Origin of the sequence: Streptomyces sp. NPDC002809 (genome assembly GCF_040295435.1) — a bacterium.
In the GTDB taxonomy this organism is placed as follows: domain Bacteria; phylum Actinomycetota; class Actinomycetes; order Streptomycetales; family Streptomycetaceae; genus Streptomyces.
The window spans coordinates 127,230-142,416 of record NZ_JBEOVJ010000011.1 but is presented as its reverse complement, the minus strand read 5'-3'; the positions used below and the strand labels follow the sequence as shown (position 1 = coordinate 142,416).

Annotated in this window: 15 protein-coding genes; 8 read left to right on the top strand and 7 right to left on the bottom strand. The window is 70.7% G+C overall.

Annotated features, from left to right (window positions below):
* The first annotated feature begins 48 nt into the window (after positions 1-48).
* The 3 genes from ABT025_RS10305 to ABT025_RS10295 all read left to right on the top strand — a co-directional run bounded on the left by ABT025_RS10305 (position 49) and on the right by ABT025_RS10295 (position 1,617).
* Positions 49-876, top strand: a complete 828-nt coding sequence (locus ABT025_RS10305) for a helix-turn-helix domain-containing protein (RefSeq protein WP_350992012.1) — start codon at positions 49-51, stop codon at positions 874-876.
* Positions 873-1,082, top strand: coding sequence for a DUF397 domain-containing protein (locus ABT025_RS10300; RefSeq protein ID WP_350992010.1), 210 nt, complete (start codon positions 873-875; stop codon positions 1,080-1,082). Before ABT025_RS10305 ends, ABT025_RS10300 begins: the two co-directional genes overlap by 4 nt.
* 148 nt (positions 1,083-1,230) lie before the next feature.
* The gene (locus ABT025_RS10295) at positions 1,231-1,617 is read left to right on the top strand and encodes a nuclear transport factor 2 family protein (protein ID WP_350992008.1); all 387 of its coding nucleotides are present in this window, start codon (positions 1,231-1,233) and stop codon (positions 1,615-1,617) included.
* A gap of 248 nt (positions 1,618-1,865) precedes the next feature.
* Here the strand turns inward: ABT025_RS10295 and ABT025_RS39475 are convergent, their stop codons facing one another.
* Together ABT025_RS39475 and ABT025_RS10285 are read right to left on the bottom strand one after the other, a co-directional pair.
* Positions 1,866-2,150 carry a helix-turn-helix domain-containing protein gene (locus ABT025_RS39475; protein ID WP_502971914.1) on the bottom strand — a complete coding sequence of 95 codons (285 nt, stop codon included), beginning with the start codon at positions 2,148-2,150 and terminating at the stop codon, positions 1,866-1,868.
* A gap of 188 nt (positions 2,151-2,338) precedes the next feature.
* Positions 2,339-2,941 (bottom strand): hypothetical protein, encoded by a 603-nt coding sequence (locus ABT025_RS10285; protein ID WP_350992003.1) that lies wholly within the window; start codon positions 2,939-2,941, stop codon positions 2,339-2,341.
* 365 nt (positions 2,942-3,306) lie between these two features.
* Here ABT025_RS10285 and ABT025_RS10280 point away from each other — a divergent pair, with 365 nt between their 5' ends.
* Complete coding sequence (locus ABT025_RS10280) at positions 3,307-4,113, top strand: HAD family hydrolase (protein WP_350992001.1); 807 nt, start codon at positions 3,307-3,309, stop codon at positions 4,111-4,113.
* A 31-nt stretch (positions 4,114-4,144) separates the two neighbouring features.
* Here ABT025_RS10280 and ABT025_RS10275 read toward each other — a convergent pair whose 3' ends face one another.
* The 5 genes from ABT025_RS10275 to ABT025_RS10255 all read right to left on the bottom strand — a co-directional run bounded on the left by ABT025_RS10275 (position 4,145) and on the right by ABT025_RS10255 (position 9,431).
* Entirely contained in the window at positions 4,145-4,735 is a 591-nt protein-coding gene (locus ABT025_RS10275; protein ID WP_350991999.1) for a TetR/AcrR family transcriptional regulator, read from the bottom strand.
* 197 nt (positions 4,736-4,932) lie between these two features.
* Positions 4,933-5,823 carry an ABC transporter permease gene (locus ABT025_RS10270; RefSeq protein WP_350991997.1) on the bottom strand — a complete coding sequence of 297 codons (891 nt, stop codon included), beginning with the start codon at positions 5,821-5,823 and terminating at the stop codon, positions 4,933-4,935.
* A complete protein-coding gene (locus ABT025_RS10265) occupies positions 5,810-6,802 on the bottom strand; it encodes an ABC transporter ATP-binding protein (RefSeq protein WP_350991995.1) in 993 nt (330 codons plus the stop codon). Before ABT025_RS10265 ends, ABT025_RS10270 begins: the two co-directional genes overlap by 14 nt.
* 162 nt (positions 6,803-6,964) lie before the next feature.
* Positions 6,965-8,203: a LolA family protein gene (locus ABT025_RS10260; RefSeq protein WP_350991993.1), complete on the bottom strand. Its 1,239-nt coding sequence runs from the start codon at positions 8,201-8,203 to the stop codon at positions 6,965-6,967.
* A gap of 217 nt (positions 8,204-8,420) precedes the next feature.
* Complete coding sequence (locus ABT025_RS10255; protein ID WP_350991991.1) at positions 8,421-9,431, bottom strand: polyprenyl synthetase family protein; 1,011 nt, start codon at positions 9,429-9,431, stop codon at positions 8,421-8,423.
* A 156-nt stretch (positions 9,432-9,587) separates the two neighbouring features.
* On the opposite strand from ABT025_RS10255, the gene ABT025_RS10250 reads away from it, so the two are divergent.
* From ABT025_RS10250 to ABT025_RS10235, 4 genes are all read left to right on the top strand, one after another.
* On the top strand, positions 9,588-11,087 hold the full coding sequence (locus ABT025_RS10250; protein ID WP_350991989.1) for a peptide MFS transporter: 1,500 nt from the start codon (positions 9,588-9,590) through the stop codon (positions 11,085-11,087).
* 9 nt (positions 11,088-11,096) lie between these two features.
* Positions 11,097-13,091 (top strand): CocE/NonD family hydrolase, encoded by a 1,995-nt coding sequence (locus ABT025_RS10245; RefSeq protein ID WP_350991987.1) that lies wholly within the window; start codon positions 11,097-11,099, stop codon positions 13,089-13,091.
* 138 nt (positions 13,092-13,229) lie between these two features.
* Positions 13,230-14,459 carry a fumarylacetoacetase gene (fahA, locus tag ABT025_RS10240; RefSeq protein ID WP_350991985.1) on the top strand — a complete coding sequence of 410 codons (1,230 nt, stop codon included), beginning with the start codon at positions 13,230-13,232 and terminating at the stop codon, positions 14,457-14,459.
* The gene (locus tag ABT025_RS10235) at positions 14,456-15,136 is read left to right on the top strand and encodes a GOLPH3/VPS74 family protein (RefSeq protein WP_350991983.1); all 681 of its coding nucleotides are present in this window, start codon (positions 14,456-14,458) and stop codon (positions 15,134-15,136) included. Before fahA ends, ABT025_RS10235 begins: the two co-directional genes overlap by 4 nt.
* Positions 15,137-15,187 lie beyond the last annotated feature (51 nt).

The following is a 15,187-nucleotide window of genomic DNA, read 5'->3' as shown; positions in this document are numbered from 1 at the left end:
GAGTGTCTTCAACTTGCGTCAGCCGCACGGAGAGTTGGGCAGAAACCGTTGAACCGCAAAGAGCTGAACCCTGAAAGTTCTCCGGTAGCAGCCTTCGGAGAACGTCTTCGCACGTTACGTGACGAGCGCGGCTGGACACAGGACGAGCTGGCAGAGCGCACGGGGTACTCCGGGACTCATATCTCAGCCGTCGAAACTGGGCGCCGCTCCCCAACTCCCCGCTTTTCGCGTAGCGTCGACAAAGCGTGCGGAACCGGTGATCAGTTCGAGCGTCAGGGGCGGGCCGCACGCCACACGGCCTTGCTGGAAGGGTTCCCGGAGTACGTAGGTCATGAGGCACGAGCGGCGGAGATCCGGCTCTACGAGGTGGGCGTCATGCCCGGCCTGCTTCAGACCCCGGAGTACGCGACAGCCCTCGCCGAGAGTGCCGTAAAGCGCGGGGCGATCACGCCCGACCAGGCAACTGAGCGCGTGGACCTCGTCGCCCAGCGACAAGCGTCACTGGTCCGCACGCCCACACCCTTGGTACTGGTCGTGCTCGACGAGAGCTGTATCCGCCGCCCCATCGGCGATCCCGCCGCCATGGACGCCCAGTTGGCGCGCCTGCTCGAGTTCGCCGAGCTGCCGACCACGGTGCTGCAGATCGCCCCGTTCGCCATGGGCGTCCGCCGTCCGTTCAACCTGCCCATCTACCTGCTGACTCTGCCGGACCGCTCGCTCATGTCCTACGCCGAGTCGACCCAACAGGGCCATCTGGAACGGGAAAGCACGTTCGTACTGCCGCTGCTTACGGCCTACCATCAGCTTCAGGCCGAGGCGCTCTCCCAGTCGGCGTCGGTGGCCATGATCGAGCAGTTACGAAAGGGCACCCCGTGACGACCGAATCCCTCCGCTGGTACACCTCCTCGTACAGCGACAACGGCGGCGCGTGCATCGAGGTCGCCACCAACCTCGTCGCCCCGCGCGGCGTCGTCCCCGTACGCGACTCCAAGAACCCGGCCGGCCCGACCCTGGACCTGCGGGCCGGCGCCTTCGTCTCCTTCGTGGCGGCCATCAAGCGCGGCGATCTCGACACCGTCTGACCTCCCGGCCGGAGCTGGACTGCGGCTCAACCGGCCCACCTGGCCCAGCGGGTCCTCGCGCCAGTGCTGCGACCGGGATGGTTCACCGTGGTCGGGAGACGGCTCACGGGACGAGCGCGGTCCGCGAGGCGACTGGTATTACTGGTGCATGCAGGAAGAGCAGGAAGAGACCGCGCGGTCCGCGATCGACACGTTCATCTCCGCGTTCAACGCCTCGGACGACAGCTATGTGACTGCGCTGCTCTCCCAGGCCCTGACCTCGGACGTGGTCTTCTGGGGACCGTTGGGCCGCAGTGAGGGGATCGAGGCGGTCGAGCGGTTCGTGCTGGACATCCGGCGCCACCCCGCGGGGACCGGCACGATGGTGCGCTGTTCGGCGGTGGACATGCCGGACGAGTGGGCCCGGTACCAGTGGGTCTTCACGACTCCGGACGGAGGCCCCCGCCTGGCGGGAACGGACGTCGTCCATCTGCGGCGGAGCCTCATCGACCAGGTCATCGTCTTCGCGGGGGAGATCGAGCCGTCCGTCTCCTGAGCCGTTCTCCTCTGGCGCCGTCCTTCTCCTGAACCGGCCCCGTTCGGGGCTCCGGGTCTGCCCGGCCGAGATCATCTTCACAACGCTTCGGTCGTCCGCGCTTGGCCACGAGCGGACCGGTGATGCGCTGTGGCTGTGTAAGTTCGGGGTTGGTCAGGCTGCGGTATTGGGGGCGTCCGCTCCAACGGATGCCCTTCTCGCTTCGTATGCGGGCGAGCAGGCCGCGTAAGCCTCGCGGCCGATACGGATCACTCGGCCGTGGACTGTGCGCAGGTAGGCGACGAGTTTGCGTAGCGACCGGCGAGTGAAGGTCGGCCGAGCTTGGTGGGGCGGGTGGTGGTCGTCTGGACGGCGAAGTCCTCGTCGTCATCGCTGAGCAGGCGGGGACGGTCTCCCGCCCACCGAGGGTCCAGGCAGGCCAGGCCGATCTCGTTGAACCGGTGGATCACATCGCGCACGGTGTCCTCGCCGGCCGCCAACAGCTGGGCGATCACCGGCACCCGATTCCCGCCGGCCGAGGCCAGCAGCACCATCGCGCGCCGATAGGAACCGAGTTGGTGCTGCCCCGGCGCACGGTCTGCTGCAGCCGCTGCCCCTTCTGGTCGGTCAGTCCGCGCACACGGACAGGGCTCGGCCACCGCGCCTCCAGCGGTCGGATCGAACGTCACCGCACATCCAACCGCCACGACGACCAACCCAGCGAACCTGTGCGGTCACAGCACTAGCGGGCCGCGCAGGCGGGGAAGTCGATCCGGCCGAGCTCTGCGTCGGGCCAGTCCGCCCCTGCGTAGGTATCGGTTTCCTCATCGCTCATGGAGATCCCGCCGCCGCGCTGACGACCGACATGGCGGACAGCCACGCCGTCCCCGCTCGACTGGAGGACCTGGAGCTCGGCGTGGCCGTCATGGTCGGTGTCGGTGACCCACACCCCGAACACGAACGCCGGGCTACCCATACGGATGCTGCCGGTCCGGTGACTGGTCAGGTCACGGGCGAGAGGCCCATAGCGCACCTCGTGCACCAGCATGGTGTCCCGCGGGCTGTCGCCCGCGTCGTGCTGACTGTTGAACAGCGCCAGATCGAGGTACCCGTCACCGTCGAAGTCACCGAAGGCTCCCCGTGTCGCCATGTCCTCCTTCAGCGCGCCTCGCAGCTTCTGCCAGAACCCGCGGGCATCGGCCACGCTGACGGTGGTGCGGTGATCGCCTCCCCGGAAGACCACCGAGCCGGCACCTTCGCCCTTCTGGTGGAGGATCTCGTCCAGGTGCCCATCCGCGTCCACGTCGGCGCGCAGGGTGGTGCCGTCGACGGCGCATACGGCCATGGGCGCATGGTCGCCCGGCTGCGGCCCGGTGCCCAGAAGAGGCCATAAGCCTCCGGCGATCACAGCGAGACCGGCTGTGGCAGCCGTGGCGAACCGACGCCGACGCGAGCGCCGCCGACGCTGCTGTCGCTGCCGCAGCGAGGAGATCTCTTCCCTGAGCGAGATTTTCCTTAGAACATCGGACGGAGGCATGGCCGCACTCTAGGTCGTGCCCGGATGTCCCCGCCTGCGCCCCGAAGCCCGGCACGCAGCCGGTACGTTTCCTCCCAGTACGCACCCAAATCCTCCGGGCCGCCTCCCCATACCGGACCATCGCCGCAGGTCAGGGCCGTACAGCGGGAATCGGAGATCCCTAGGCTTGACCCATGCCCATCCCGCCCGCATATGCCCTCGTCGCCACGGACCTGGACGGCACCCTGTTGCGCCGCGACGACTCCGTGAGCCCCCGCACCCGCGCCGCGCTCGGCCTCGCCGCAGCCGCCGGAGCCCGGCACCTCGTGGTCACCGGGCGGCCGGTGCCGGGAGTACGGGCGCTGCTCGCGGCTCTGGACTACCGCGGGCTGGCGGTCTGCGGTCAGGGGACGCAGTTGTACGACGCCGGGGCGGGTCGCATCGTGCGCACGGTCACCCTGGACCGGGAGTCGGCCGATGCCGCGCTCGGCAAGATAGAGGCGCAGGTCGGCCAGGTCTTCGCGGCGGTCGATCAGGACGGGGCCGAGGGCCGGACCCTGATCGAGCCCGGCTACCTGATGCCGCACCCCGCCCTGCCGGCCCACCGGGTCCTGCACCGGGCGGAGTTGTGGGCGGCTCCGGTCATCAAGGTACTGATCCGCCACCCGGAACTGGACGACGACGCCCTGGCAGCCGCCGCCCACGCGGCCGTCGGCGACCTGGCCACCGTCACACTGTCCGGCCCGGGGACCGTCGAGCTTCAGCCGTACGGGGTCGACAAGGGCGCCGGAATCGCGCTCGCCGCCGAGTACCTGGGTCTGGACCCCGCGACCGCGATCGCCTTCGGCGACATGCCCAACGATCTACCGATGTTCCGTAGCTGCGGGTACGGCGTGGCGATGGCGAACGCCCACCCGCTCCTGCGGGCGGCGGCGGACGAGGTGACGCTGTCCCACGAGGAGGACGGGGTCGCGGTGGTCCTGGAGCGCGTCTTCGGCTGACGCCGGCGAGGCGCCGACGGCGCCGCGCCCGTCAGCCCTCCCCAGCCCCCAGTGACCGCAGCACGTGCTCGACCAGCGCCCTCACCGTCTCCGCGTCCTGCATCGGCTTGCGCAGGACATGGCGGTAGTAGACCGGGCCGTACAGCATCTCCACCGCGAGGCGCAGGTCCGCCCCCGGCGGGACCTGACCCTGGTCCTGGGCGCTGCGCAGCCGTTCGACCGCCGCATCGAAGCGGGGATCGATCAACTGGGTGCGTACCGTTTCGGCCAGATCGTCGTCGTGATGGAGCTCGGAGAGTATTCCGGCGTACGCCGGGCCGTAGGGCGGATCGGCGAGGAACGCGACCGCGCTCGTGACATGGGAGCGCAGGTCCTCGGCGATGTCGCCGGTGTCGGCGAACGGCGTGGCAATGGCCAGCGCCTCCGTGAACGCCTCCAGCAGTACCGCGCTCTTCGACGGCCACCACCGGTAGATCGTCTTCTTGCTGACACCGGCCCGCGCCGCGATGGCCTCGACCGTGACGCGGCCGTACCCCTTCTCCGTACAGAGGTCCAGGGCGGCCTCCAGCGTCGCCCTGCGCGAGCTCTCGCTCCGGCGCAGCGAACTCGGCGATGTGATCATTCGGTGAGCATAGGTCTGTTTGAGCCAATCCTTGTTGACAGTCCGTCGCCAAAAGCCGAACAATACTCAGGCGGGAAACGGAACGTACCGTGTCGGCTCGTTCCTTACCTTTCGCACCGTTCGTGCCGTTCGTGCCGCGACGAGCCGATCGGGGGACGGCTCGCCGGCCGACGGTACGGCTGTCGGAGCCGCTCCCGTCACGCGGTGATGTCCTTCGCAGTGAACCTGGCCCAGGCCGCCGAGCCGAACACCGCCGCGTACAGCCCCTGCATCTCCAGGTTCTTCAGTACCTCGTCCCAGTACACAGGCGCGCGCATCAGGTCCGAGAAGGACAGCCAGTAGTGCGGGAAGAGATACGGGTGGATCCCGCTCAGCTGCGGGATGGTGTCCACGATCTGCACGGTGATCAGCACGCCGACCGTCGCCGCCATGGCCGCGATCCCGCTGTTGGTAAGGGTCGAGACGAAGAGTCCGAGCGCCGCGAAGCCGATCAGTGACGCCGCCACCGCCACCGCGACGAGCCCCGCCCGGAGCAGCCCCTCGCCGAAGCCGATCCGGGTCCCGGAGATCGTCGTGACCTCGCCGACGGGGAAGAGCAGCGCCCCCACGGCCAGTGCGGAGGCCGCGACGACGAGAGTGGCGACCAGGCAGAAGGCCAGGGTGGAGGCGTATTTGGCGAGGAGCAGCCGGGTCCGTCCGGCCGGTGCGACCAGCAGATAGCGCAGCGTTCCCGCGTTGGCCTCGCCCGCGACCGCGTCGCCCGCGATGACGCCCACCGCCATGGGGAGGAAGACCGGGAGGGTCGCGGCGAGGGAGGCGAAGACCAGGAAGAGGCCGTTGTTGGTCACCTGGGAGAGGAACGCGGGCCCTCCCCCGCCTCCGCCTGGACCGGGCGACGAGCCGTCCGCCGTCTCGATGCGCACCGCGATCCCGATCAGTACGGGGACGGCGGCCAGGACTCCGAGCAGGGCGATCGTGCGCCACCGGCGCAGCGTGGTGGTCAGTTCGGAGCGCAGGATGCCGAGTGTCCACAGCGGATTGCGCCGGACCGGAGCGGCCTCGGCGGGTGCGAGCTCAGCCTGCGACATCGAATCCCTCTCCGGTGAGTGCGACGAAGGCGTCTTCCAGCGAGGCCCGTTCGACGCCGAAGGACCGGACCCGGACCCCGCCGTGGACCAGGGCGGCGTTCAGGTCCGCGAGTTCGACGGAGCCCGGCGGGGCGTCGGCCCGTACCCGGTCGCCGTCCGGGGTGATGCCGGTGATCCCGTGCTCCTTGAGGATGCGGGCGGCGTCGGCCGGGTCCGGCGTGGTGACGGCGAGCCGGCCGAGGGTGCCCGCGGCGAGGTCGGCGACGGGCCCCTGGGTGATCAGCCGGCCCCTGGCCATGACTGCCGCGTGGGTGCAGATCTGCTCGATCTCGTCGAGGAGGTGGGAGGAGAGGAAGACCGTGGTGCCCTCGGCGGCCAGCTCCCGGACCAGTGCGCGGATCTCCCGCATGCCCTGCGGGTCCAGGCCGTTGGTCGGCTCGTCCAGGACGAGCAGCCTGCGGGGCCGGAGCAGGGCGGCGGCAAGGCCCAGGCGCTGCTTCATGCCCAGCGAGTAGGCCCGGGCCTTCTTGCCGGCCGCGGCGGCGAGACCGACCCGCTCCAGGGCGTCGCCGACGCGGGCGCTCCGGGTGCGCGGATCGGCGGTGGGGTCGGCCCGGTCGTAGCGCACGAGGTTGTCCCGGCCGCTCAGGAACCCGTACAGCGCGGGGCCTTCGATCAGCGCCCCGACCTGGGGCAGCACGGTGCGGGCCGCGCCCGGCATGGAGTGCCCGAGGACCGTCGCGGTGCCGGACGTCGGATCGATCAGGCCCATCAGCATCCGGATCGTGGTGGTCTTCCCGGAGCCGTTGGGCCCGAGGAAGCCGAAGACGCTGCCGCCCGGGACGGTGAGGTCGAGACCGTCGACGGCGAGCTGGCCGCCCCGGTAGCGCTTGGTCAGCCCCCTGGTCTCGATCACGGGCGCGGCCTCACTCACCGCCGGACGGGCCCTGGGCCCGCTCACGGTCCCGGACTCGGTCATGCGTACTCCCCTTGGTTCGGAAAGCGGTGGGTACGGAATGCGGTGGTACGGAAAGCGGCGGGTCCGGAAGGCGGCCGGTGCGGACAACGGCCGCGGATCGCACCCGCCCCGCCGTACGGAGGCTACGACGGGGTGGGGGCGAAAGGTGTACCGATCGGCGTGTCAGCCGGCGTTGTCCGCCGCCTTCACCAGCGCGTCCTTGGTGACCGCACCGACGTAGACACGGCCGTCGTCCGTCATCAGAGCGTTGACCAGGCGCGTCTTGAAGACCGTGCCCGAGCCGAACTTTCCGGTGACCTTGTCGCCGAGGGCGTCGAGGAACTGCTGCGCCTCGGCCGGTACGTCGCCCGACTCCGCCGACGGGAGGGCCGCCCCGCCGGGGGTCCTGATCTCGGCGATGGTGTTCCAGCCCTTGCCGATCACGTTCATCCCCTCGAACGCGCTCAGGTCGCCCTTCGCCTTCTCGGCCTCGGCCTTCCCGTGGCCCTCGGCCTCGTCCGCCTCGGTCACATCGGCGCCCTTGGGAGGGGTGAAGGAGAACAAGGACGCGTCGGGCTTGCCGAAGTCGACCGAGGTGAACCCGGCGTCGATCGCCGCCTTGCCGCCGCTGCTGGGCTGCAGGGTGAACTTGAGCGGTACGCCGTTCTCCGCGTCCACCGCGACGGTGATCGAGCCGATCGTGGAGCCGCTCTGCTCGGGCTTGATGACCAGCCGGTACGCGTCGCGCCCGGCGACCTGCGCGGTGCCGTCCACCGTGACGGACGTGGTGCCGTCGGCGGCCTTCAGCGCCTGCTCGGCCAGGGCCTTCGGAGTGGTGGGTACGCCGTCGGGGACGGCACGCTCGCCCTTCTCCGTCTCCTTCCGGTCCTCGCCCGCCTTCCGGGTGGCGTGGTGGACCGCGTTCGACTCGCTGTCGTACGCCCAGACCTGGTCCCCGTTGTGGATCAGGCTGTACTCGGACGCCCGGTCCAGGATCGACACCCGCTGCTTGTCGGGACCGTCGGCGGCCACCCGGAGGGTGTGCGTGCCGGAGGCCAGCTCCGTCAGCTTGGTCTGCGGGTCGGCGCTCGCCGAACCCTTGTCGCCCGCGCCGTCCGGGACGAAGGAGCCGACCAGGCCGCCCATCGACGGGATGCCGAGGTCGGTGCTGATCTTCACCGTGCCGGAGAGCTGCTGCGTGTCCGAGGCGGCGATCTTCTCGATGAGTTCCTGCGCGGTGATCTTCGGCAGATCGGGGTCTCCCGAGCTGGCGAGCGCCGGTACCAGCCCGATCGTCGCGGCCGCGACTCCCGCCACCGCGACCGGGACGATGTAGCGCACCGCCTTCCGGCGGCCCGCGACGGCGCCCTTGGTGCCGGGCGCTGCCGTGCCGTTGGTGCCTGCGCTGTCGTTCGGTGCCATGTGTGCCCTACCTCCGTGGTCGGCGGCTTCCGTCCGGATGCACTCGTCCACTCCGTGCCGCCATTCTCACCCGTTTTGGTCAGGAGTGGTTGTTCTCCATCTGACCAAATCGGGCGGCTCAAGGCGTCAGCCCGCGGGTGCAACTCCGCGTACCTCTCCGGGATGACGCCGAGGAGCGATTGCTCCACCGACCAGTAGGGGTCCCGTCGGAAGGCGCTCAGCCCGCGCGGTGCACCACGGCGTCGCACATCTCTTCGAGGGCGTCCTTGGCGTAGCACGAGGGCAGCGGCGCCAGGGTGGCCCTCGCCTCCTGGGCGTACCGGACAGTGTCGCGTCGTGCCTGGTCGAGCGCGGGGTGGGCGCGCAGCCGGCGCAGTGCCTCGTCGAGCCGGCCCGGCTCGTTCAGGTCGCTGTCCAGCAGCTCGACGAGCTCCAGGTCGTCCGGCTTGCCGTCGGCGGCGGCCTGCGCCCTCAGGTGGAGGACCGGCAGGGTCGGGATGCCTTCGAGGAGGTCGGTGCCAGGGGTCTTGCCGGACTCGTGGGAGTCGGACGCGATGTCGAGGACGTCGTCGGCGAGCTGGAAGGCGACGCCGAGGCGCTCGCCGTACTGGGTGAGGATGTCGGTCGCCGACACGTCGGCGCCGGACATCATGGCGCCGAACCGGCAGGCTACGGCGATCAGCGAGCCGGTCTTGCCGCGCATCACGTCGAGGTAGTGCTCGACCGGGTCGCGCCCGTCGCGCGGGCCGGCGGTCTCCAGGATCTGGCCGGTGACCAGACGCTCGAACGCCTCGGCCTGGATGCGGACGGCCTCGGGGCCGAGGTCGGCCAGGATGTGCGACGCGCGCGCGAAGAGGAAGTCGCCGGTCAGCACGGCCACCGAATTGCCCCAGCGGGAATTGGCGCTGTCGACGCCGCGGCGTACGTCGGCCTCGTCCATCACGTCGTCGTGGTAAAGCGTCGCGAGGTGGGTCAGCTCGACGACCACGGCGGCAGGCACCACGCCCGGGGCGTCGGCGTCACCGAACTGGGCGGCCAGCATCGCCAGGAGGGGCCGGAACCGCTTGCCGCCCGCGCGCACCAGGTGCTGGGCGGCCTCCGTGATGAAGGGCACCTCACTCTTGGTGGCATCGAGCAGCCCCGACTCGACAGCAGCCAAACCGGCCTGGACACCGGCCTCAAGAGCCTGGTCCCGCACGCTCAGTCCGAACGGCCCGACGACGGTCACGAGGGGATCTCCTGTCTGCTGACGATCACACGGAATGTCGATGTGTCGCTGTCATCACTCAAGTCAGCGTATCCGGTCCCCTTTGGATCACCGTGGGCGCCTTCCCGCCACCGCCGGTATGTTCGGGATCAGCTCATACGATCAGGAGTTGTCGCTTTGTCCCACACCGCCACCGACACCGAACCGGCCCAGCCGCCGCCGGGCGACGACCACGCCTTTTTCGGCCAGCCACGGGGTCTGATGACCCTGTCCGGCCTGGAGGTCTGGGAGCGGTTCTCGTTCCTCGGCATGCAGGCGATCCTGGTCCTCTACTTCGCCGACACCGTCGCCAACGGCGGCATGGGGATGGAGGCCGGCACCGCCGCGTCCGTCTCCGCCGCCTACGGCACCCTCGTCTACCTGGTCTCCGTGGCCGGCGGCTGGCTGGCCGACCGGATCCTCGGCTCGTACCGCGCCGTCCTGTACGGCGGCATCCTCATCGCCATCGGGCACTACGCCATGGCGGTGCCCACCGACGCCATGACCTGGGTCGGCCTGGGCCTGATCAGCGCCGGAACGGGCCTGCTCAAGCCCAATGTCGCCACCATGGTCGGCAAGCTCTACCGCACCGAGGACGAGCGCCGCGACGCCGGCTTCGCCCTCTATTACATGGCCATCAACATCGGCGCGTTCCTCGGCCCGCTGATCACCGGCTGGCTCGGTGACCACGCGAGCTGGCACTGGGGATTCTCGGCCGCCGCATTCGGTATGACGCTCGGCCTGATCCAGTACGTACTGGGCCGCCGTCACCTGGCCGGGCGTAAGAACACCGCCGAGTTCGCACTGGCCCCCGGACCCATGCGCCGGGCGGTCCGGCTCATCGTGGTCGGCGTCCTCGTGGTCGCCGCCCTCGCCACCGCGCTGGCCCTGGCGGGCTGGCTCACCATGGACCGCTTCGTCGACCTGCTCACGCTGATCTCCGTGATCGCGCCGATCGTCTACTTCGTGGTGATGTTCCGCAGCCCGCGGGTCACCGCGGAGGAGCGCGGCAGGCTGCGCCCGTACGTGGTGCTGTTCCTGGCCTCCGTCGTCTTCAACTTCATCCTCTTCCAGGCGTACTCGACGATGATGCTGCTCGCGTCGACCAACGCGCGCACGGAGATCTTCGGCTTCCACTTCCCGGCCAGCTGGTACGCCTCCGCGCTCGGCGCCTTCGAGGTGGCGCTCGCTCCGGTGGTCGCCGCCGTCTGGGCGAAGATGGGGCCCCGCCAGCCGCACGCGTCCAACAAGATCGCGTTCGGCGTGATCCTCGGCGGGCTCTCGTTCCTGCTGATGGTCCTGCCCACGTCGGGGCACTCCGACGACACGTACAAGATGGCCGCCTGGTGGATCGTCGGCTCGTACCTGCTGCTCGGGCTCGGCGACATCCTGCTGGAGACCTCCGGCATGTCCGCGACCACGAAGCTCGCCCCGAAGGCGTTCGCCAGCCAGACGATGGCGCTCTGGTTCCTCTCACTGGCCCTCGCCAACGGCATCCAGGCCCAGATCGTGAAGCTGTACGGCGAGGTCTCCAACCCCGCCTACTTCGGTGTCAATGGCGCTATCGCGGTGGTGGCCGGTGTGGCCGTCATCGCCGCCGCACCCTGGCTCAAGCGCACCATGCACCCCGTCCACTGAGGTACCCCCATGCACATCCAGACCGCGTTCCCGTACGAGACGACCCGCGAGGACCTCTATATCCCGCTCCCGGACGGCACCCAGCTGTACGCCCGGATCTGGCGGCCGGTCACGGACGAACCCGTCCCCGCGCTGCTGGAGTACCTGCCCTACCGGCTGAGCGACTGGACCGCGCCGCGCGACTGGCAGCGCCACCCCTGGTACGCGGGCCACGGCTACGCCTCGGTCCGGGTCGACGTGCGCGGGCACGGCAACAGCGAGGGCATGCCGGGCGACGAGTACGACGCGACGGAGCTCGCGGACGGGGTCGCCGTCATCCACTGGCTGGCCCAGCAGGAGTGGTGCTCCGGCCGGGTCGGCATGTTCGGCATCTCCTGGGGCGGATTCAACTCGCTCCAGATCGCCGCGCTCGCCCCCGAGCCCCTGAAGGCGATCGTCACGGTGTGCTCGGCCGACGACCGCTACGACAACGACGTCCACTACATGGGCGGATCGGTCCTCGCCGTGGACATGCACGCCTGGGCGGCGACCATGCTGGCCTTCGTCAGCCGGCCGCCCGACCCGGCGGACGTCGGCGGCGACTGGCGGGAGATGTGGCTGAACCGGCTCGAAGCCGTGGACCCCTTCATCCACACCTGGCTGGCCCATCAGACGCGCGACGACTACTGGAAGCACGGCAGCGTCTGCGAGGACTACTCCGCCATCACAGCGAACGTCCTCGCGGTCGGCGGCTGGCACGACCCGTACCGCGACACCGTGCTCCGGCTCGTCGAGCACCTGGACCCCGGGAAGGTCCGCGGGCTGATCGGTCCCTGGTCGCACCAGTACCCCGACCGCGGGCTCCCTCCGGGGCCCGGCATCGGCTTCCTCCAGGAGACGCTGCGCTGGTGGGACCAGCACCTGAAGGACAAGGACACCGGCGTCATGGCGGAGCCGCTGCTGCGGTCCTGGATCAGCGAGTCGCACCGGCCGGCCACGGTCTACGAGACGCTGCCCGGCCGCTGGGTCGGGGAGACCAGCTGGCCCTCGGAGAACGTCACGCCGGTCGCGTACGCCCTCCAGGGCGGGCCGCAGATCGTCGACTCGCCGCAGCAGACCGGGGTGGACGCCGGGCGGTTCTTCCCGTTCGGCAACGACGCCGATCTGCCGCCCGACCAGCGTGACGAGGACGCCAAGTCCGCGTGCTTCGAGTTCCCGGTCGAGGCCGCCCCGATCGAGATCCTGGGCCGCCCCCGGGTGAAGCTGCGCATCCGGATGGACGTACCGCGCGGCCAGGCGATCGCCCGGCTCTGCGACGTCGCCCCCGACGGCTCCTCCACCCTCGTCACCCGCGGCGTCCTCAACCTCGCCGCCCGCAACGGCCGGGACCGCACCGAGGACTGGCCCGTCGGCACCACCGAGGACGTGACGTTCGAGCTGAACGGCATCGGGCACACCTTCCCGCCCGGACACCGGATCAGGCTGGCGGTCTCCTCCTCGTACTGGCCGTGGATCTGGCCGCAGGCCGGCTCGAAGGGCTTCACCCTGGAGGCCGACGGCAGCCTCGTCGAGCTTCCGGTGCGCCGGCACACCGAGGACCCCTCGATCCGCTTCGAGGAGCCGGAGCAGTCGGAGCCGCTGGGCGTCGTCTTCCCCGTCACGCTCGACGAGCAGCGTCCCGAGCGGCTGGTGGTCCGCGATGTCGCCAAGGGCGAGTGGCGGATGGAGGTCGACCCCCGCTACGGCGGCACGCGCGTCTACCCGGACGGACTGGAGTTCACCGAGGACGCGGTGGAGACGTACACGATCCAGGAGAGCGACCCGCTCTCCGCGCGCACCCGTTCCGACTGGACGATCCGGCTGCACCGGCCGGAGATGGCCTGGGACGTGCTGGTCGAGACGCGCTCCGAGATCTCCGCCGACGCGGACGACTTCATCACCTCCAACGAGGTGGTCTGCAAGGACGGCGGCGAGGTCGTCTTCCACCGGACCTGGGAGAAGCGGATTCCGCGCACGTCGGGCTGAACTCCACCGCCGTATCCCCGTGTTCACGGGGATACGGCGGAACTTTCCGGGCATTGGGGATGATCGAGGCACTGCCGCTGGGGGATGTCCCCCACGTAACGTGTCCCCCAAGCGACCTGGAAAGCGAGGCAGCAACAGATGCCCGAGCAGAGCAGCCCGCTCGATGTGGCCGAGGGCGACCCCTTCGGCCCGCACAACCTTCCGTACGGTGTTTTCTCCACCCCCGACCGGCCCGGCGAGCGACGGGTCGGTGTCCGCATCGGCGGCCATGTGCTGGACGCCGGGGCGGCCGCGCACGCGCTGGGTTCGCCCTATGCGCAACTGCTGGCCCAGCCCGACCTGATGGCCCTGCTCGCGGCCGGCCGCACCGCCTGGAGCGACGTGCGCCGGGCGCTGACCGCCTGGGTGACGGTGCCGGCCCACCGCGCGGACATCGAACCGCTGCTGTACCCCGTCGACTCCGTGACGCTCCACCTGCCCTACCGGGTCGCGGACTACGTGGACTTCTACGCGAGCGAGCACCACGCCACCAACGTCGGCCGCATCTTCCGCCCGGACGGCGACGCGCTCACCCCCAACTGGAAGCACCTGCCGATCGGCTACCACGGCCGTGCGGGCACGGTCGTGGTCTCCGGTACGGACGTGGTGCGCCCGGCGGGGCAGCGCAAGGCCCCTGCCGACCCGGCGCCCGTCTTCGGCCCGTCCGTCAAGCTGGACATCGAGGCCGAGGTCGGATTCGTCGTCGGAGTCGGCTCGGAGCAGGGCCGCCCGGTGCCGCTCGCCGACTTCCGCGAGCACGTCTTCGGCCTGTCGCTCCTCAACGACTGGTCGGCGCGCGACATCCAGGCCTGGGAGTACGTCCCGCTGGGCCCCTTCCTCGGCAAGTCCTTCGCGACGTCCGTATCGGCGTGGGTGACACCGCTGGAGGCCCTGGACGCGGCCCGGACCGCACCCCCCGCACGCGACTTCCCGCTGCTGCCCTATCTCGACGACGCGGACGAGGAGGAGCCCGGCGGCTTCGACCTCCGGCTCTCCGTCGCGATCAACGGCCAGGTCGTCGCGGAGCCGCCGTTCTCCACGATGTACTGGACGGCGGCCCAGCAGCTGGCGCAGATGACGGTGAACGGCGCCTCGCTGCGCACCGGTGACCTGTACGGCTCCGGCACCATCAGCGGCGCCGAACCGGCCCAGCGCGGCTCCCTGCTCGAACTCACCTGGAACGGGCGCGATGCGCTCGAACTCCCGGAGGGCAAGCGCACGTTCCTGGAGGACGGCGACACGGTGACGCTGACGGCGTGGGCCCCCGGCCCCGACGGCACCCGGGTCGGTCTCGGCGAGGTGACCGGACGGATCGTGTCCGCGCCATGACCACACCGCCGCCCGGATCCACGCTGCCCGAGGAACTGCTGCTGCTCGCGCTGGACCCGCTGCGCGGCAAGCCGTACTGCCGCGGCCGTTCCCTGGAGTACGCGATGGCCGGGGCGGCCCTGGCGGAGCTGGAGCTCCAGGGACGGATCACCGCACAGCGCGACAGGATCCAGGTGGTCAACCCGCTGGAGCCGCCGGACCCGGTGCTCGCCGCGCTGATGCGGAGCCTGCCCGGACCGGGCAAGGGCCGCTCGGGCGTCCCGGCCGAGGGCTGGGTCCGGCGCGCCGGGCAGCCGGCCGGGGGCATGTATCTGGAGGCGGCGGTGCAGAGCGGGGTCCTGCTGCGGGAGACCCGGCGCTTCCTCGGCCTGGTGCCCCACCACCGCCACCCGGCGGGGCCGCAGAGCTACGCGGTCCACGTCCGGGAGCGGTTCGCGGCGGCCGAGCCGGCCGGGCTGCCGGACCACCGCAGCCGCGCGCCGGCCGCGCTCGTCTCGGCGGCCGGCCTCGACCCGCATGTGGCCGGGGGCGGCCGTCCGTCCCGTTCGGCGATGCGGTCACTGGTCCAGGAACGGTGGCCGGCCCATGCGGTGTACCGCAACGTCCGCCGGGACGCGCCGGATCGTTCCGGGAGGCGGGCGGGGCAGGCGGGGATGAGCTCCGGCAGCGACTCCTGAGGCGGCGGCGCCGGGCGGTGCGGGCGGGGGCGGGGGCAGGGGCGGGGCGGG